This window comes from Pseudomonas pharyngis, assembly GCF_021602345.1.
GTDB lineage: Bacteria > Pseudomonadota > Gammaproteobacteria > Pseudomonadales > Pseudomonadaceae > Aquipseudomonas > Aquipseudomonas pharyngis.
In genome coordinates this window covers 416,332-435,619 of sequence record NZ_BQID01000002.1, presented here as the reverse complement: position 1 = coordinate 435,619, position 19,288 = coordinate 416,332, and the positions used below count along the sequence as shown (strand labels likewise).

Below are 19,288 nucleotides of genomic sequence, written 5' to 3'. Positions count from 1 at the left end.
TTTGATCCTTTTGATTGCCTGCCAACAACAATAGCCAATACAGGAATCGATCCATGATCCGAAAGACCCTCGCGCTCGCACCCTTGATGCTCGCCGTTTCCCTCGCTCAGGCGGCGGATACGGTCAAGGTTTACAACTGGTCCGACTACATCGCGCCGGACACCACCAAGAACTTCGAAAAGGCCAGCGGCATCGGCGTCACCTATGACGTCTACGACAGCAACGAAACCCTCGACGGCAAGTTGATGACCGGCAAATCCGGTTACGACGTGGTGTTTCCGTCCAACCACTTCATGGCGCGGCAGATCGAAGGCGGGGCGCTGAAGAAACTCGACAAGAGCCAGTTGCCGAACTGGAAGAACCTCAACCCGGTGTTGCTCAAGGCCTTGCAGACCAACGATCCGGGCAACGAACACGGCTTTCCGTACCTGTGGGGCAGCACCGGCATCGGCTACAACATCGCCAAGGTCAAGGCTGCGCTGGGTGACAACGCGCCGGTGGATTCCTGGGATCTGATCTTCAAACCCGAATACATGGAAAAACTGCAGAAATGCGGTGTGGCAATCCTCGACAACGGCCCGGAACTGTTGCCGGCGGCGCTCAATTACCTGGGGCTGCCGCACCACAGCAAGAATCCCGAGGACTACAAGAAAGCTGAAGCGCTGCTGATGAAAGTGCGGCCTTATGTCAGCTACTTCCATTCCTCGAAATACACCAGCGACCTGGCCAACGGTGACATTTGCGTGGCTGTCGGTTTCTCCGGCGACATCCTGCAAGCGGAAAACCGCGCCAAAGAGGCGAAGAACGGCATCGACATCGGCTACGAAATTCCCAAGGAAGGCGCTGCCATCTGGTTCGACATGGTCGCCATGCCCGCCGACGCACCGGACGAGAAGGCCGGCTATGCGTTCATGAACTACCTGCTGCAGCCCGACGTGATGGCCGGCATCAGCAACTACGTGCACTACGCCAATGGCAACGAACAGGCCGACAGCCTGATCGACCCGGCGATCAAGAACGACACCAAGGTTTATCCGAGCCCGGAAATGATGGGCAAGCTGTTCGCACTGGAAGCGATGCCGCTGAACATCGACCGGATCCGGACACGGGTGTGGAACAAGATTCGAACCGGCAGCTGAAGGAACAAAGGCGAGGGCGGCACAGCCCTCGCCTGACTATGTTCTGTTGGATCAACTTGATATCAAACCACTGGCATTGCATCGGTAAAGTGCAGCAAAGTGAGACGCTGCTAACAAAAAACAACTTACCGATATTTAATATTTAAATAAGAAATCGTCAGACAATTAGGCAGCCTCACCACACTTTCAAACTTCTTTTGGCGGCACGGGCTTTGTTTACGGGAGTTTCCCGGAACAGTTCAATTTGATCTCGAAAAAATGCTAGACGACAGATTTCAAATTGTGTCAGGTTTCTTACGCCTTCATTGGGCGAGTGATAGGACAATCTCGCCAGAGGTTGTCGCTATCGGACAAAAACTGTTCCATTGCTAAACAAGGAAGTGTGTTTATGTCGAAAGTAAAAGCTAACGCTATTGATACCGCCGAACAGGCTTTTGAGCTGAACGCGGCGCCGCAACCTCTGGCAGCGACCAGCACGGCGTATAACCAGATCAATAGCTTCAGCCATCAGTACGATCGTGGCGGTAACCTCACGGTCAATGGCAAACCCTCCTTTTCCGTCGACCAGGCCGCAACCCAGTTGCTGCGCGACGGCGCTGCCTACCAGGACAAGGATGGCAGCGGCAAGATCGAACTTACCTACACGTTCCTGACTTCGGTATCGTCCAGCACGATGAACAAGCACGGGATCACCGGGTTCAGTCAGTTCAGTAGCCAACAGAAAGCCCAGGCCGTGCTCGCCATGCAATCCTGGGCCGACGTGGCCAACGTCACCTTCACCGAGAAAGCCTCGGGCGGTGATGGCCACATGACCTTCGCCAACTACAGCGGTGGCGTGGACGGCGCAGCAGCGTTCGCCTACCTGCCGGGCACCGGTCCGGGTTACGACGGCACTTCGTGGTACTTGATCAACAGCGGTTACACGCAGAACAAGACCCCGGACCTGAACAACTACGGCCGTCAGACCCTGACCCACGAAATCGGCCACACCCTTGGCCTGGCGCACCCGGGCGACTACAACGCCGGCAACGGTAACCCGACCTACAACGACGCGACCTACGGGCAAGACACCCGCGGCTACAGCGTCATGAGCTACTGGAGCGAAAGCAACACCAGCCAGAACTTCAGCAAGGGCGGCGTGGAAGCCTATTCCTCCGGTCCGCTGATGGATGACATCGCAGCGATCCAGAAGCTCTACGGCGCCAACATGACCACCCGAACCGGTGATACCACCTACGGCTTCAACTCCAACGCCGGTCGCGATTTCCTCAGCGCCTCGTCGTCGGCCGACAAGCTGGTGTTTTCGGTGTGGGATGCGGGCGGCAAGGACACCTTCGACTTCTCGGGCTTCACCCAGAACCAGAAGATCAACCTCAATGAAGCCTCGTTCTCCGACGTTGGCGGCCTGGTGGGCAACGTGTCCATCGCCAAGGGCGTCACCATCGAGAACGCGATCGGCGGTTCGGGCAACGACCTGCTGATCGGCAACAGCGCGGCCAACGAGCTCAAGGGCGGTGCCGGTAACGACATCATCTGGGGTGGCGGTGGCGCCGACAAGCTGTGGGGCGGCGCGGGTTCGGACACCTTTGTGTTCGCAGCCAGCTCCGACTCCAAGCCGGGGGCGATCGATCAGATCCTCGATTTCGTCAGCGGTCTCGACAAAATCGACCTGACCGGTATCACCAAGGGCGCCGGCCTGCACTTCGTCAGCGCCTTCACCGGCGCGGCGGGTGATGCGGTTCTGACGTCCTCGGGCGGCAACAGCCTGCTGTCAGTGGACTTCTCCGGTCACGGCGTGGCTGATTTCCAGGTCAGCACCGTTGGCCAGGCAGCCACCAGCGACATCGTGGCGTGATGTAACACGGGAAAGCGGCGCGTCATGCGCCGCTTTCTTCACTTGCATCGCCGTGACCGGTAAGCAAGGCTACGTGCCGGAGTGAAATTTCCTATGATCCAATTCGCTTTTACCCGCAAAGCGGCGGCGTATCTGTTGCCGATGCTGATGATGATTTCCGGAGAAACAACCATGGCAAGCAGCCTGAGACTCGAAGACCCATCGGTATTTGCCGGGCAGTGGCAAGCGACCCTGAGCGACCGCAACGACGCTCCAGAGGCCCAGGCTTTGCAGGACAAACCGTCGAACACTTGCCTGATCGACCTTGAAGCCAACCAGACGCTGGGCAAAGGTGCCGATTGCCTGAGCGCGTGGTTGCAGGACGCGGCCATCGGCTGGTTCCCCGATCCTGACGGTCTGTCGATCACTGGCAAGGAAGGCTCAAGAATCCAGTTTTTCAGCCGACAACGTGATGGGCTTTATCTGAGCACTTTGAAGTCGGGCCTGGTGATTACACTCAAGCGTGCTGTACAGCAACCTTGATGACCAAAACCGACTGACAGTTTAAATATAAAGCACCCCGTTACAGTTATAAGCCGCAGTGCAATAACACGGAGGCCGGTTTTAATCGGGGAAGTTGTTATTGAAGTGTAAGCAAATGCTGGCGGTGTATGTCTCGCTCTCATGGCGAGCAATTAATTTGAAGTCTCGCCAAGCAGGGCGGGAAATACCATTTCAGGAATAATCAATGAAGATGGCGAAGGCCCAAGCCACCGCTCCCTTATTCAAGGCATTGGGTGACTATAAAAGCATTCTGATCAGCGTCGGATGCTTTACCGCACTGATTAACGTGCTGATGCTGGTGCCTTCCATATATATGCTCCAGGTCTACGACCGGGTGCTGTCTTCGCAGAACGAAACTACCCTGGCGATGCTGTCGCTGATGGTCGTCGGTTTCTTCGCGTTTATCGGCCTGCTGGAAGTGGTGCGCAGCTTTATCGTGATCCGCATCGGCAGCCAGCTCGAGCGCCGTTTCAATCTGCGGGTCTATCAGGCAGCTTTCGAACGCAACCTGTTCAAGGGCGAGGGTAACGCCGGGCAGTCCTTGGGCGACCTGACCCACATTCGCCAATTCGTCACCGGGCCTGCGCTGTTCGCGTTCTTCGATGCGCCGTGGTTCCCGGTTTATCTGTTTGTGATTTACCTGTTCAACGTCTGGCTCGGCGTGCTGGCCACAGCGGGAGCGCTGCTGCTGATCGCGCTGGCGTGCCTGAACGAATACATGACCAAGAAGCCGCTGGGCGAAGCCGCCGGTTATTCGCAGAAATCCAGCCAGTTGGCCACCAGCCACTTGCACAACGCCGAAACCATTCAAGCCATGGGCATGCTGGGCGCCTTGCGCAAGCGCTGGTTCCAGGTGCACTCGCGCTTCCTCGGCCTGCAGAATCAGGCCAGCGACACTGGCGCGGTGATCAGCTCGCTGAGCAAAACCTTGCGTCTGTGCCTGCAATCGCTGGTGCTGGGCCTCGGCGCACTGCTGGTGATCAAGGGTGACATGACCGCCGGGATGATGATCGCCGGCTCCATTCTGATGGGCCGGGTACTGAGCCCGATCGACCAGTTGATCGCCGTGTGGAAGCAGTGGAGCGGGGCGAAGCTGGCTTATCGTCGCCTCGATGCATTGCTGCAAGCTTTCCCGCCGAGCGATGACGCCATGGCGCTGCCGGCGCCGAAAGGCCAGATCACCTTTGAACAAGTCAGCGCCGGCCCTCCGGGTCAACGCTCCGCGACCCTGCACATGGTCAACTTCAACCTGGCGGCCGGTGAAGTGCTGGGCGTGCTCGGTGCCTCCGGTTCCGGAAAATCGACCCTGGCGCGTGTGCTGGTCGGCGTATGGCCGGCCCTTGGTGGCACGGTTCGTCTGGACGGCGCCGACATTCACCGCTGGAACCGCGATCAGCTTGGCCCGTACATCGGCTATCTGCCGCAGGATATCGAGCTGTTCAGTGGCAGCATCGCCGAGAACATTGCCCGTTTCAGTGAAGCCGATCCGCAAAAGGTCGTGGCTGCCGCGCAACAGGCCGGCGTGCACGAACTGATCCTGCGCATGCCACAAGGCTACGACACGCAATTGGGCGAGGACGGCAGCGGTTTGTCCGGCGGCCAGAAACAGCGTGTGGCACTGGCCCGTGCGCTGTACGGCAACCCGAGCCTGGTAGTGCTGGATGAGCCGAATTCCAACCTCGACACCGTCGGCGAAGCCGCGTTGTCCAGCGCGATCGTGCAGCTCAAGGCCCAGGGCACCACCGTGGTACTGGTCACCCACCGTTCTTCGGTACTGGCTCAGGCCGACAAGCTGCTGGTACTCAACGACGGCCGTCTGCAGGCCTTCGGCCCGAGCCATGATGTGCTCAAGGCACTGTCCGGTAACCAGCCCGGCAACCCGCCACAACCAAACGAAAAACCTGCGCAAGCACCGGCCGGGCTCAGCATGAGCCGCCAGTATCAGCCGACGACAAGGAATTCGGGTGTATGAGCAGCGCAAGCATGAACACGCAAAACGAAGCCACGATGGAACACGACTACATCACCGAGCGCCCGGAACGCGACGCCAGATTTTTCGCCCGCATGGGCTGGATTCTGGCGCTGGTCGGCGCCGGCAGCTTCTTCACCTGGGCGGCATTGGCGCCGCTGGATCAGGGCATTCCGGTGCAGGGCACCGTGGTGGTGTCGGGCAAGCGCAAGGCCGTGCAGTCGATGAGCAGCGGCGTGGTCAGCCGGATTCTGGTGCGTGAAGGCGAAATCGTGAAGCAGGGCCAGCCACTGTTCCGCCTCGACCAGACCCAGGTTGCCGCCGACGTGCAGTCACTTCAGGCGCAATACCGCATGGCCTGGGCCAGCCTGGCGCGCTGGCAGGCCGAGCGTGACAACCTCAAGCAAGTGACGTTTCCGGCCGAGCTGAGCGACAACGCCGATCCGCGCCTGGCGCTGGTGCTGGAAGGTCAGCGGCAATTGTTCAGCAGCCGTCGCGAAGCGTTTGCCCGCGAACAGGCCGCCCTGCGCGCGAGCATCGAGGGCGCCACCGCGCAGCTGGCGGGCATGCGCCGCGCCCGAACTGACCTAAACGCGCAAGCCGATTCGCTGCAACAGCAGTTGAGCAACCTGCAACCGCTGGCCGACAACGGCTACATACCGCGCAACCGCTTGATGGAATATCAGCGTCAGCTGTCGCAGGTTCAGCAGCAATTGGCCGAGAACACCGGTGAAAGCGGCCGGGTGGAGCAGGGCATTCTTGAATCCCGGCTGAAACTGCAACAGCACGGCGAGGAATACCAGAAGGAGGTCCGCACCCAGCTGGCCGACGCACAACTGAAAAGCGTCACCCTGTCCGAGCAACTGACCTCCGCCGGTTTCGACCTGCAACACAGCGAAATCCTCGCCACCGCTGATGGCGTGGCCGTCAACCTCGGTGTGCACACCGAAGGCGCCGTGGTCCGTCAGGGCGAAACCCTGCTGGAAATCGTCCCGCAAGGCACGCGCCTGGAAGTCGAAGGGCACCTGCCGATCAACCTGATCGACAAGGTCGGCACCCACTTGCCGGTCGACATCCTGTTCACCGCGTTCAACCAGAGCAAGACGCCACGGGTGCCCGGTGAAGTCAGCCTGATTTCCGCCGACCAGATGGTCGACGAGAAAACCGGCGTTCCGTACTACGTGTTGCGCAGCAGCGTCAGCGATCAGGCCATGGAAAAACTCAACGGCCTGGTGATCAAACCCGGCATGCCAGCGGAAATGTTCGTGCGCACTGGCGAACGTTCGCTCCTCAACTACCTGTTCAAGCCGCTGCTCGACCGCGCCGGTTCCGCGTTGACCGAAGAATAAGGATGTTCGGCTGTATGAATAAGCTTTCCATGCTGGCGGCAGCGTTCGCGCTGCTCGCGGGCAACAGTGCAGTGGCGGCCATGGGGCCGTTCGAGATCTACGAACAGGCGTTGCGCAATGACCCGGTGTTCCTCGGCGCGATCAAGGAGCGCGATGCAGGCCTCGAAAACCGTGCCATCGGCCGCGCCGGTCTGTTGCCGAAACTGGGTTACAACTACAACAAGGGTCGCAACTCGTCGAAGGCCACGTCCCTCGACGAACGCGCGCGCAATCGCACCGACGAGCGTAATTACAACAGCTACGGCTCGAGCCTGACTTTGCAACAACCGTTGCTCGACTACGAAGCCTACGCGGCTTATCGCAAGGGCGTGGCCCAGTCGCTGTTTGCCGACGAGAACTTCCGCGGCAAGAGCCAGGAACTGCTGGTTCGCGTACTGGATAACTACACCAAGGCTTTGTTTGCCCAGGACCAGATCGACATCGCGCTGGCCAAGAAGAAGGCGTACGAGCAGCAGTTCCAGCAGAACGAGCACATGTTCAAGCAGGGCGAGGGTACCCGTACGGACATCCTCGAAGCCGAGTCGCGTTATGAACTGGCAACCGCCGAGGAAATCGAGGCCCGCAACGAGCAAGACGCCGCGCTACGGGAACTGGGCGCATTGGTAGGGGTGCCGGCGGTGGACATCAGTGATCTGGCGCCACTGGATCAGAACTTCCAGACATTCGCCCTGATGCCGGCCAACTACGACACCTGGCACGAACTGGCGATCAGCAACAACCCGAACCTGGCGTCCCAGCGTCAGGCGGTGGAAGTGGCGCGTTACGAAGTCGAGCGCAATCGCGCCGGGCACCTGCCGAAAGTCAGCGCTTACGCCACGATGCGCCAGAACGAATCGGAAAGCGGCAACACCTACAACCAGCGTTACGAAACCAACACCATCGGTTTCGAAGTCAGCGTGCCGTTGTACGCCGGTGGCGGCGTGTCGGCTTCGACCCGTCAGGCCAGCCGCACCATGGAACAGGCTGAATACGAACTGGACGGCAAGACCCGCGAGACCCTGATCGAATTGCGTCGCCAGTTCAGCGCCTGCCTGTCCGGGGTCAACAAGCTGCGCGCCTATCAAAAGGCCCTGGCCTCGGCCGAAGCGCTGGTGGTATCGACCAAACAAAGCATTCTCGGTGGCGAGCGCACCAATCTCGATGCGCTGAACGCCGAGCAACAACTATTTACCACCCGCCGCGACCTGGCCCAGGCACGCTATGACTACCTCATGGCCTGGACCAAGTTGCATTACTACGCGGGCACCTTGAGCGAGCAGGATCTGGCGCGGGTGGATGAGGCGTTTGGGGTGGCTCGACGTTGATGTGCATGGCTTCAGACCGGCCCTCACCCTAACCCTCTCCCGGAGGGAGAGGGGACTGATCGGGGGATATTTTGGAGGTACACCGACCTGATCGGGCGTCACCGAATCCAGCATCGACCCGGTTTTTCAGGTCGATGTATGACGCAAGACACCTCGATCAGCTCCCTCTCCTTGGGGAGAGGGCTGGGGTGAGGGGAATGGGCAACACCGCAGAATCAACCTGCATAAAACAATAAAAGTGAGTGGTGAACATGGACGTATGCATCAAGCCGATCACGGTCGGCACCCTGCTGCTTGTGATGTCTGCAACCCAGGCTCAGGCCCAATACCTCGAAGCCGGCAAACCCGGCGATCCCGCCAGTTGGCGCAGCGCCGAATTCCTGCGTGACTGGGGCCTGGGCCGGATGCAGGCCGATCAGGCCTACGCCGCCGGCATCACCGGCAAGGGCGTGAAGGTCGGCGCGCTGGACTCCGGTTTCGACGCCGCCCATCCCGAGTTCGCCAGCGACCGCTATCACCCGGTGCTGGCCAGCGGCAGCTACATCGACGGCTCGCTGTTCAGCGTCAACGGCACCCTCAACCCGAACAACGACTCCCACGGCACCCACGTGGTCGGCACCATGGGCGCGTCCCGCGATGGCACCGGCATGCATGGCGTGGCGTACAACGCGCAGATCTACGTCGGCAACACCAACAAGAACGACAGTTTCCTGTTCGGCCCCAACCCCGATCCGCGTTACTTCAAAGCGGTGTACGACGCCCTGGCCGACGCCGGCGTGCGGGCGATCAACAACAGTTGGGGCAGCCAGCCGCCGGATGTCAGCTATCGAACCCTCGCTGATCTGCATGCCGCCTATGCCCAGCACTGGAACAAGGGCACTTGGCTCGACGCGGCAGCAGACGTTTCCCGTCGTGGCGTGATCAACGTGTTCAGCGCCGGCAACAGCGGCTACCCGAATGCCAGCGTGCGCTCGGCGCTGCCGTACTTTCAGCCGGACCTGGAAGGGCATTGGCTGGCGGTCTCCGGGCTGGATCAAAGCAATCAGCAGAAGTACAACCAGTGTGGCATCGCCAAATACTGGTGCATCACCACGCCGGGCGCGAAGATTGACAGCACCATTCCCGACGGCGGTTATGCGATCAAGTCCGGCACCTCGATGGCCGCGCCGCACGCCACCGGCGCACTGGCGCTGGTGATGGAGCGCTATCCGTACATGAACAATCAGCAGGCTCTCGAAGTATTGCTGACCACGGCCACCCAGCTCGACGGTTCGGTGACCAATGCGCCGACCGAACGGGTCGGCTGGGGCGTGGCCAACCTGTACCGGGCGATGCGTGGGCCGGGGCAATTGCTCGGGGCGTTCGACGCCCATCTGGCGGCCGGGCAGAGCGATGTCTGGAGCAATGACATCAGCGACAAGGCGCTGATCCAGCGCCAGAGCGAAGACCTCGCCGAACACAGCGCCTGGCAGCAAACCCTGAAAAACAAAGGCTGGCAGAACGGCGTGCCGGCAGGTGCCAGCCAACAGGATCAGACTGATTACGCTGTGGGCATGGCTCGCGATGCAGCGGCGGCCGGTCGGGTGTATCAGGGCAGCCTGATCAAATCCGGCGACGGGCGACTGATTCTGACCGGTGACAACACGTATCGTGGGCCGACCACGGTCAATGGTGGTCTGCTGACAGTGAACGGCTCGCTGACATCGGCCGTGACCGTCAATGACGGCGGCACTCTTGGCGGTTCCGGGCGAATCGGCGCGCTGACCGCCAACAGCGGCGGCCGGGTGGCACCGGGCAATTCCATCGGCACCTTGAATGTGGCCGGTGACGTGAACTTCGCGCCAGGCTCGACCTACGCCGTGGAGTTGTCTCCCACCAGCAGCGACCGCATCGTCGCCGGCGGCATCGCCTCCATCAACGGCGCCACCGTGAGCCTGTCGCTGGAAAACAGCCCGACACTGCTCAGCACCAGCGAAGCCAGAAGCCTGCTCGGCCAGCAGTACGACATTCTGCAAGCGGCCGGCGGCATTCAGGGTCGGTTCGGTGCAGTGCTGCCGGATTATCTGTTCATCGGTGGCAGCCTGGCCTACAGCGGCAACGGCATCGGCTTGAATGTCGAGCGCAACGCGACATCGTTCGCCAGTGTCGGCCAGACTCCGAATCAGCGCTCCGTGGCCACTGCCGTCGAAGGTCTGGGCGCGGGCAATTCCGTGTACGAAAGTCTGCTGTTGTCGGCCACCACCGGTGATGCGCAACAAGCCTTTCAACAATTGAGCGGTGAAATCTACCCGGCCCTCGGCGCGGTGCTGATCAACGACAGCCGCCAACTGCGCGACGCCATCGGCAAGCGCCTGCACGATGCGCAAGCCACGCAAAGCAACGGCTGGATCAAGGCCCTCGGCGCCTGGGGCAGCACCGATTCGCGCCACGACACCGCTGGATACAGTACGTCGATTGGCGGCCTGCTGGCCGGTGTCGACGGAGCGCTGGACGAGCAGACCCGCATCGGTCTGGTCACCGGTTACAGCGACAGCTCGCTGAGCATGGGCTCGGGCACGCATTCTTCAGCCAAGGTCGACAGCTATCACCTCGGCGCCTACGCCGGTCACGACATCGGCGCCTGGCGCCTGAGTACCGGCGCCGCCTACAGCTGGCATCGCGCCGATGTGAAGCGCGACTTGCAGTACGGCAACGTCAGCGCCAAGCAAAAAGCCAAGGTCGATGTCGCCACCACTCAGGTGTTCGGCGAAGCGGCTTATCGATTGAATCTGCAACCGCTGGCCCTGGAGCCGTTCGCCAACCTGGCCTACGTACACCTCGACACCGACGGCTTCACCGAGAAGGGCGACGCCGCCGCGCTGAAAAGCAATGACGACCAGCGCGACGCGGTGTTGAGCACCCTCGGCGTGCGGGCGCTCAAGACCTTTGACCTGCCGTCCGCGCAGAAACTGCAAGTGAGCGGTCATCTGGGCTGGCAGCACAGCCTGACCGACATCGACTCCGAACAGCATTTGCGCTTCGCCAACGGCAGCGCGCCGTACACCGTTGAAAGCTCGCCACTGGTGCGCGACGCCGCCCTGGTCGGCGTGCAGGCCAGCCTGGCGCTGACCCGCGACGTGCGGGTCAACCTCGATTACACCGGACAACTGGCCAGCCGCGAGAAACAACACGGCGTGGGCCTGAGCCTGAACTGGCAGTTCTAAACACACGGATGATCGTTCCCACGTCGAGGCGTCGAACCGTCTGCGTGGGAATGCCTCTAGGGACGCGGAGCGTCACGGGCTGCATTCCCACGCGGGAGCGTGGGAACGATCAACGATCACTTCAATAGACGGATTTTTCGCAACATCACTAAGGAAGGTCGCTGGATGAAAAACAACAACACCCCCGCGCAATCGGGTGGCTGCTTTCGCCTGAAAACTCTCAATGTCGCCTTGCTCTGCGCACTGGCCACCTGGGGCAACGCAAACGCGGCGCCCTACGTGGAAAGCGGCCGGGCAGGGGATCCGGGCAGTTGGCGCAGCGCCGAATTCCAGGCCGACTGGGGCCTGGGCGCCATCGGTGCGGATCACGCGTACGCCGCCGGTTACACCGGTAAGGGCGTGAAACTGGGGATCTTCGACCAGCCGGTCTACGCCGCGCACCCGGAGTTTTCCGGCAGTAACAAAGTCATCACCCTGGTGACCTCGGGGATCCGCGAATACACCGACCCGTACATTCCGGTCAAAGCCGGGGACGCGTTTCGCTATGACGGTTCGCCCTCGGTCGGCTCCGACGGCAAGCTCGGCGCCCACGGTACTCACGTCGGCGGTATCGCCGCCGGCAGCCGTGACGGCGGGCCGATGCACGGCGTGGCGTTCGGCGCACAGATCATCAGCGCCGACAACGGCGACCCGGGCCCGGAAGACGGCATCGTGCGCGGCAACGACGGCGCGGTGTACAAGGCCGGCTGGGATGCGCTGATCGCCAGCGGCGCGCGGATCATCAACAACAGCTGGGGCATCGGCATCACCGACCGTTTTGACCTCGGCGGCCGTGACCCTGCGTACCCGCACTTCACCGTCAACGATGCGCAAGTGCAGTTCAACGAGATCCGCACACTGCTGGGCACCAAACCCGGCGGCGCCTACGACGGCGCAATCGCCGCCGCACGCAGCGGGATCGTGACGATTTTCGCAGCGGGCAACGACTACAACCTGAACAACCCGGACGCCATCGCCGGCCTCGGTTACTTCGTGCCGGACATCGCGCCGAACTGGATCACCGTCGCCGCCTTGCAGAAGAACCCGGATCTGGCCAGCGCCAACCCGTACATCATGAGTACGTTCTCTTCGCGCTGCGGCTACACCGCGAGTTTCTGCGTGTCGGCACCGGGTACGAAAATCTTCAGTTCGATCATCGAAGGCACCAACGCCGACAACCTGACCACGGGTTACAAGAACTACAACGGCACCTCGATGGCCGCGCCCCACGTGGCCGGTTCCATCGCAGTGCTGATGGAGCGCTTCCCGTACATGACCGGCGATCAGGTCGCCAGCGTGTTGCGCACCACGGCTACCGACCTCGGCGCACCGGGCATCGACGCCCTGTACGGCTGGGGCATGATCAACCTGCGCAAGGGCATCGACGGCCCGGCGATGTTCGTCACCGAGCAGGACATCCCCGAAGAATTCCGCATCCAGGGCGCCTACGGTTCCGGTCAGTTCGTGGCCGATCTGCCGGGCATCGGCGCGATCATTGATGCGGGCAAGCCCACCGAGCGCGTGTGCAACGACATCACCTGCGGGCTCGACACCTGGCGCAACAATATCTCCGGCCATGGTGGTCTGACCAAACAAGGCATCGGCACCCTGGTGCTGACCGGCAACAACACCTACAGCGGCCCGACCCTGGTCAATCAGGGGCGACTGGCAATCAATGGCTCGCTGCAATCGGCGGTGACGGTCAATGACGGCGGCGTCCTCGGCGGTAACGGCCGGATCGGCGCGCTGACCGCCAACAGCGGCGGTACTGTGGCGCCGGGCAATTCCATCGGCACCTTGAACGTGGCGGGTGACGTGACCTTCGCGCCGGGTTCGACCTATGCGGTGGAAGTCTCGCCGACCAGCAGCGACCGGATCGTCGCCGGCGGTAAAGCGGTGATCGAAGGCGCAACTGTGACCATGTCGCTGGAAAACAGCCCGACGCTGTTGACCACCGGCGAAGTGAAAAGCCTGCTCGGCACCCAGTTCAACATCTTGCAGGCAGCGGGCGGTATTGAAGGGCAGTTCGGACAAGTGTTGCCTGACTACGCGTTCCTTGGCGGCACCCTGGCTTACTCGGCAAACGGTGTACAACTGGACGTCGGCCGTAATGGCGCCTCGTTCGCCAGCGTCGGCCTGACCCCGAACCAGCGCGCGGTCGGTGCTGCCGCCGAACGCCTCGGCGCCGGCAATGCGTTGTTCGAAACCCTGTTGCTGTCGCCGTCGGCGGCCGCTGCGCAGGATGCCTTCCAGCAACTGTCCGGCGAGATTCACCCGGCCATCGGCACGCTGCTGATCAACGACAGCCGCTACCTGCGCGATGCGGTGGGCGAACGTCTGCGTGAGCGCGATCTGTTCGATGCCGGCGCGCCGACCGATGACCGCAGCAACGCCTGGCTCAAAGTGCTGGGCGCCTGGGGCAAGAGCGATGGCGGGTCGAAATACGCCGATTCCACCAGCTCCATCGGCGGCCTGCTGGCCGGTGTCGACGGCTTGATCGCTGAAGATACCCGTCTGGGTTTCGTTACTGGTTATAGCGACAGCTCGTTGAGCATGGGCGACGGTACGCATTCGTCCGCCTCGGTCGATAGCTATCACCTGGGCGCGTACCTGGGGCATCAGATCGATGCGTTGCGTCTGACCGCCGGTGCGGCTTACAGCTGGCATCGCATCGACGTCAAACGTGACCTGCAGTTCGGTGGCGTCAGCGGCAAACAGAAAACCAAGCGCGATGCGACCACCGCGCAATTGTTCACCGAAGCGGCCTACGACCTGGGCCTGCAACCGATGAACCTGGAGCCGTTCGCCAATCTGGCCTACGTGCACCTCAACAGCGACAGCTTCACCGAGAAGGGTGATGCCGCCGCACTGAAGGGCGGCGAAGACAACCGCGATGTGGTGTTGTCGACCCTCGGTGTGCGGGCCAAGCGCACGTTTGCCCTGTCGGAGAAACATCAGCTGGAACTGGGCGCAAGCCTGGGCTGGCAGCACAACTTGAGCCGCGTGGATGCTGACAGTCACCTGGCGTTCGCCAATGGCAACAGTGCATTCACCGTGCAAAGTGTGTCGATGGATCGAGATGCCGCGGTGGTCGGCGTACGCGCCGGGCTGGCGCTCAATCGCGATGTCCGGGTCAACCTGGACTACAACGGGCTGATCGGCTCCAACGAAAAGGACCACGGTGTGGGCCTGACGCTGGACTGGCAGTTCTAAGGGGTAGCGGCAGTTCTTTCGAGAACTGCCGTTTTTGAAAGGAAGAGAGAGCACAACATGGGATTGTTCGATTACAAAAATGCCGACGGCAAAGCGCTGTACAGCGACGCCATCGCCCTGACGCTGTATGCCTACACGCCGACCGGGCAGGCCTTGCCCGGCACTGGCTGGAAGCCGATCGGCGCCACGGCGCTGGGCTATCAGGGCAAGGTCGGGGCGCAGGGCACGTTTTTCGGCGAGAAGGACGGCTTCACCAGCGCCGAAGCCGAAGTGCTCGGCAAATACGACGCCGCGGGCAAGCTGATCGGCATCGGCGTGGCCTTCCGGGGCACCGGTGGATTGGGTTACAGCGACACCTTCGGCGACATGAAAAACAACCTGCTGGCCGCCATCGGCCCGTCGGACTACGCCACTCAGTACGCGAAAAACGCGTTCGACAACCTGCTGAAATCGGTGGCCGCGTTCGCCGTCGCCCATGGCATCGCGTCCAAGGACGTCTTGATCAGCGGCCACAGCCTCGGCGGCCTCGGGGTCAACAGCGTGGCGGAGTTGAGTGCCAGCAACTGGGGCGGGTTCTTCAAGGACGCCAACTACATTTCGTTCGCCTCGCCGACCCAGAGCAGCACCGGCACCAACGTGCTGAACATCGGTTACGAGAACGACCCGGTGTTCCGTGTGCTCGACGGCACCACGTTCAGTACCGCGTCGATGGGCAAGCACGACAAGCCGCACGATTCGACCACCGACAACATCGTCAACTTCAACGACAACTACGCGTCCACCGCGCAGAACCTGGTGCCGTTCAGCATCGCCAATCCGCTGAACTGGTCGGCCCACAGCTCGCTGGGGTATGCCGACGGTCTGAATCGGGTGATCGCGTCGAAGTTCTACGGCCTGACGCATAAGGACTCGACGATCATCGTCTCCAACCTTGAGGAAGCGTCGCGGGGCAAGACCTGGGTCGAGGATCTGGGCCGCAGCGGCGAGCCGCATACCGGCAGCACGTTCATCATCGGCACCGACAGCGGTGACTGGCTCAAGGGCGGGGCGGGCAACGACTTCCTCGAAGGTCTGGGCGGCGATGACCGTTTCCGTGACGACGGCGGTTTCAACATCCTGCTCGGTGGCCAGGGCCACAACACCTTCGAACTGCAAAAGCCGCTGCAGAACTTCAGCTTCGCCAACGACGGCGACGGCACGCTGTACGTGCGTGACGCCTACGGCGGCATCAGCATGACCCGCGACATCGGCGCGCTGGTGAGCAAGGAGTCGGGTTCGTGGTGGGGCAGCAAGGAAATTACCTGGACCGTCACCGCCAAAGGCCTGGCCAACGGTGCCGAACTGACCCAGTACAACCATTCGCTCAGCGGCGGCGCTATGGGCGACACCCTCAAAGCCACCGCCGACGGCGACTGGCTGTTCGGCCTGGGCGGCAACGATCACCTGCAAAGCGACAAGGCCCACGTGACCTTCGTCGGTGGCGCCGGCAATGACGTGATGAGCGCGGTGGGTGGCAACAACACCTTCCTGTTCAGCGGCGCCTTCGGCTTCGACGCGATCAATGGCTACCAGGGCAGCGACAAACTGGTGTTCATGGGCGTCGAAGGCGCAGGGCAGGGCTACGACTACAAGCAACACGCGTCACAGTCCGGAAGCGATACCGTGCTGAAGATTGGCGACTTTGCCGTGACGCTGGTCGGGGTTGGTGTGGCTAACCTGTCGGATTCGAGTTTCGTCTTCGCCTGACAAACGAAAGTTGTACTGAAATGCTCCGGGGCGCCTCGGGAGGGGCGTTCTGGTTGTGAGCTATCTCTGAACAATTCCAACAAAGAGAGAGGCAACAGCAATGGGTGTGTATGACTACAAGAATTTCGGTACGGCGGAATCCAAGGCGCTGTTCAGCGACGCCATGGCCATTACGCTGTATTCCTACCACAACCTCGATAACGGCTTTGCCGTCGGTTATCAGCACAACGGCTTCGGCCTCGGCTTGCCGGCCACGCTGGTGACCGCGCTGATCGGCGGAACGGACTCCCAGGGAGTGATCCCCGGCATTCCGTGGAACCCCGATTCGGAAAAAGCCGCACTCGACGCGGTGAAAAAAGCCGGCTGGACCCCGATCACCGCCGCGCAACTGGGTTACGAGGGCAAGACCGATGCCCGCGGCACCTTTTTCGGTGAAAAGGCCGGTTACACCAGCGCCCAGGTGGAAATCCTCGGCAAATACGACGCTCAGGGTCATCTGACGGAAATCGGCATCGCTTTTCGCGGCACCAGCGGCCCACGGGAAATCCTGATCGGTGACTCCATCGGCGACGTGATCAGCGACCTGCTCGCCGCGTTCGGCCCCAAGGATTACGCCAGGAGCTACGTCGGCGAAGCCTTCGGCAACCTGATGAGTGATGTGGTGGCGTTCGCCAAAGCCAACGGCCTGACCGGCAAGGACGTGCTGGTCAGCGGCCACAGCCTGGGCGGGCTGGCGGTCAACAGCATGGCGGACTTGAGCACCAGCAAATGGGGCGGGTTCTTCCAGGACTCCAACTACATCGCCTACGCCTCGCCGACCCAGAGCAGCACCGACAAGGTGCTCAACGTCGGCTACGAAAACGACCCGGTGTTCCGCGCCCTCGACGGCTCGACCTTCACCGGTGCATCCCTCGGCGTGCACGACGCGCCCAAAGAGTCGGCGACCGACAACATCGTCAGCTTCAACGACCACTACGCCTCGGCGGCGTGGAACGTGCTGCCGTTCTCGATCGTCAACATTCCGACCTGGATCTCGCACCTGCCGACCGCCTATGGCGACGGCATGAACCGCGTGATCGAGTCGAAGTTTTACGACCTGACCAGCAAGGACTCGACGATCATCGTCGCCAACCTGTCGGATCCGGCGCGGGCCAACACCTGGGTGCAGGACCTGAACCGCAACGCCGAAACCCACAAGGGCAGCACCTTCATCATCGGCAGCGACGGCAATGACCTGATCCAGGGCGGCAACGGCAACGATTACCTGGAGGGCCGCGCCGGCAACGATACGTTCCGCGATGGCGGGGGTTACAACATCCTGCTCGGCGGCTCGGGCAACAACACCCTGGAGTTGCAGAAGCCGGTCAATAGCTTCGACTTCGCCAACGACGGCGCCGGCAACCTGTACATCCGCGATGCCAACGGCGGGATCAGCATCACCCGCGACATCGGCAGCATCGTCAGCAAGGAGCCGGGCTTTCTCTGGGGCCTGTTCAAGGACGACGTGACCCACAGCGTCACTGCGACCGGTTTGAAGGTCGGCAACAACGTCACCCAGTACGAATCGAGCGTAAAGGGCACCGGCGCCGCCGACACCCTCAAGGCCAAGGCCAGCGGAGACTGGCTGTTCGGCCTGGACGGCAACGACCATCTGATCGGCGGGACGGGCAACGACGTATTCGTCGGCGGCGCCGGCAATGACCTGATGGAGTCGGGCGGCGGGGCGGATACCTTCTTGTTCAGCGGCGCGTTCGGCCAGGATCGCGTGGTGGGTTACACCGCCAACGACAAACTGGTGTTCCTCGGCGTGCAGGGCGTATTGCCCAACGACGACTTCCGCGCCCATGCCACGGCGGTGGGGCAGGACACGGTGCTGAAATTCGGCGCTGATTCGGTGACGCTGGTCGGGGTTGCGTTGAACAGCCTGAGTGCCGACGGGATCGTGATCGCCTGACGGCAAGGGTGGGGAGGGAGCGCATTCCCTCCCCATATCAAAAGTGACTCACCAACCACTCCCTGACTCCAATACCTGCACCAACAGGAAATGCGGCCTAAAGCCATGACGTCGACGTTCGTCATTCAAGGGCTGCCAACGAGTACAGGAGATTCACACGTGAAAGGTTTCAAGGGGTATATCGGTGTTACGGGGCTTGTGCTGCTGTCGGCCAATGCCTGGGCCGATCTGCCTCACAGCTCGATTCTGAGCCGCTATGGCGTGACACCCGACCAATTACCGGAACCGGCCAAAAGCGAAGACGCCAAACCCGTCGAAGAAAAAAGCCGCTTTCATATCCAGCCTGAACAACCGTTCGTGACGATTCGCATCGGCGAAGACCATGAGCCGGAAATGACCGGAAATCTGAGCATCGACCGCATGGCGCAACAGGAGCGTCAGCGCTGCCAGCGCTTGCAGGAAGAACTGGTTCGCCGTGGCGAGCGTCCCTTCAGTTGCGACAGCTCACTCCCGGGCATGGCGTTACCACGCTGATGAATGCAAAAAAGGCTGCGATCCCATAGGGTTCGCAGCCTTTTTTGATGTTTTATCCGTCAGTCTTCTTTGCGCACCGTGGCCACTTCGTCGGCACGTACGCGGACTTTGGCACCGGAAATATCCTTGAACTCGTAGAAGCCATCCTCGGTTTTGGTATCGGGCATGTCTTCGGTCAGGTACTGGGTGCCGTTCTGCAGGGTAACCACCGTCGGGGTCGAGCAACCGGCCAGGGTCAGCAGGGCCGCAACAGCCAAAGGGATCCCGAGAGTCTTGATTTTCATAAGCAGCATTCCTGTTCATTTCGACCATTGTCGGCCTCTAACGCGGTTGGTGCCATTACGCCGGGAAAAGTTCGATGGCCACCTGAAAAAAACCGC

At 61.5% G+C, this 19,288-nt stretch carries 12 protein-coding genes; 11 read left to right on the top strand and 1 reads right to left on the bottom strand.

The features are described from left to right. Positions 1-53: 53 nt before the first annotated feature. The 11 genes from L6D74_RS05510 (at position 54) to L6D74_RS05460 (ending at position 18,908) form a co-directional block, all read left to right on the top strand. Positions 54-1,139, top strand: coding sequence for a polyamine ABC transporter substrate-binding protein (locus tag L6D74_RS05510; RefSeq protein ID WP_236188121.1), 1,086 nt, complete (start codon positions 54-56; stop codon positions 1,137-1,139). 388 nt (positions 1,140-1,527) lie between these two features. After that, a complete protein-coding gene (locus L6D74_RS05505; RefSeq protein WP_236188120.1) occupies positions 1,528-2,994 on the top strand; it encodes a serralysin family metalloprotease in 1,467 nt (488 codons plus the stop codon). 93 nt (positions 2,995-3,087) lie between these two features. Next, on the top strand, positions 3,088-3,516 hold the full coding sequence (locus L6D74_RS05500; protein WP_236188112.1) for an AprI/Inh family metalloprotease inhibitor: 429 nt from the start codon (positions 3,088-3,090) through the stop codon (positions 3,514-3,516). A gap of 205 nt (positions 3,517-3,721) precedes the next feature. Then, entirely contained in the window at positions 3,722-5,509 is a 1,788-nt protein-coding gene (locus L6D74_RS05495; protein WP_064596529.1) for a type I secretion system permease/ATPase, read from the top strand. After that, a complete protein-coding gene (locus L6D74_RS05490; protein ID WP_039768319.1) occupies positions 5,506-6,855 on the top strand; it encodes an HlyD family type I secretion periplasmic adaptor subunit in 1,350 nt (449 codons plus the stop codon). The genes L6D74_RS05495 and L6D74_RS05490 overlap by 4 nt, the downstream gene beginning before the upstream one ends. A gap of 2 nt (positions 6,856-6,857) precedes the next feature. Beyond that, positions 6,858-8,219, top strand: coding sequence for a TolC family outer membrane protein (locus tag L6D74_RS05485; protein WP_064596531.1), 1,362 nt, complete (start codon positions 6,858-6,860; stop codon positions 8,217-8,219). 251 nt (positions 8,220-8,470) lie between these two features. Next, the gene (gene eprS / locus L6D74_RS05480; protein ID WP_236188111.1) at positions 8,471-11,422 is read left to right on the top strand and encodes an autotransporter serine peptidase EprS; all 2,952 of its coding nucleotides are present in this window, start codon (positions 8,471-8,473) and stop codon (positions 11,420-11,422) included. Between the two features lie 165 nt (positions 11,423-11,587). Next, complete coding sequence (locus L6D74_RS05475) at positions 11,588-14,674, top strand: autotransporter serine protease (protein WP_236188108.1); 3,087 nt, start codon at positions 11,588-11,590, stop codon at positions 14,672-14,674. 57 nt (positions 14,675-14,731) lie between these two features. Beyond that, positions 14,732-16,420 carry a polyurethane esterase gene (locus L6D74_RS05470; RefSeq protein ID WP_085610268.1) on the top strand — a complete coding sequence of 563 codons (1,689 nt, stop codon included), beginning with the start codon at positions 14,732-14,734 and terminating at the stop codon, positions 16,418-16,420. Positions 16,421-16,520: 100 nt separating this feature from the next. Beyond that, positions 16,521-18,374 (top strand): polyurethane esterase, encoded by a 1,854-nt coding sequence (locus L6D74_RS05465; RefSeq protein ID WP_236188098.1) that lies wholly within the window; start codon positions 16,521-16,523, stop codon positions 18,372-18,374. Positions 18,375-18,533: 159 nt separating this feature from the next. Continuing rightward, the gene (locus L6D74_RS05460) at positions 18,534-18,908 is read left to right on the top strand and encodes a hypothetical protein (RefSeq protein ID WP_236188095.1); all 375 of its coding nucleotides are present in this window, start codon (positions 18,534-18,536) and stop codon (positions 18,906-18,908) included. A 59-nt stretch (positions 18,909-18,967) separates the two neighbouring features. Here the strand turns inward: L6D74_RS05460 and L6D74_RS05455 are convergent, their stop codons facing one another. After that, positions 18,968-19,192: a YgdI/YgdR family lipoprotein gene (locus L6D74_RS05455; RefSeq protein WP_039768348.1), complete on the bottom strand. Its 225-nt coding sequence runs from the start codon at positions 19,190-19,192 to the stop codon at positions 18,968-18,970. Between the last annotated feature and the right edge of the window lie 96 nt (positions 19,193-19,288).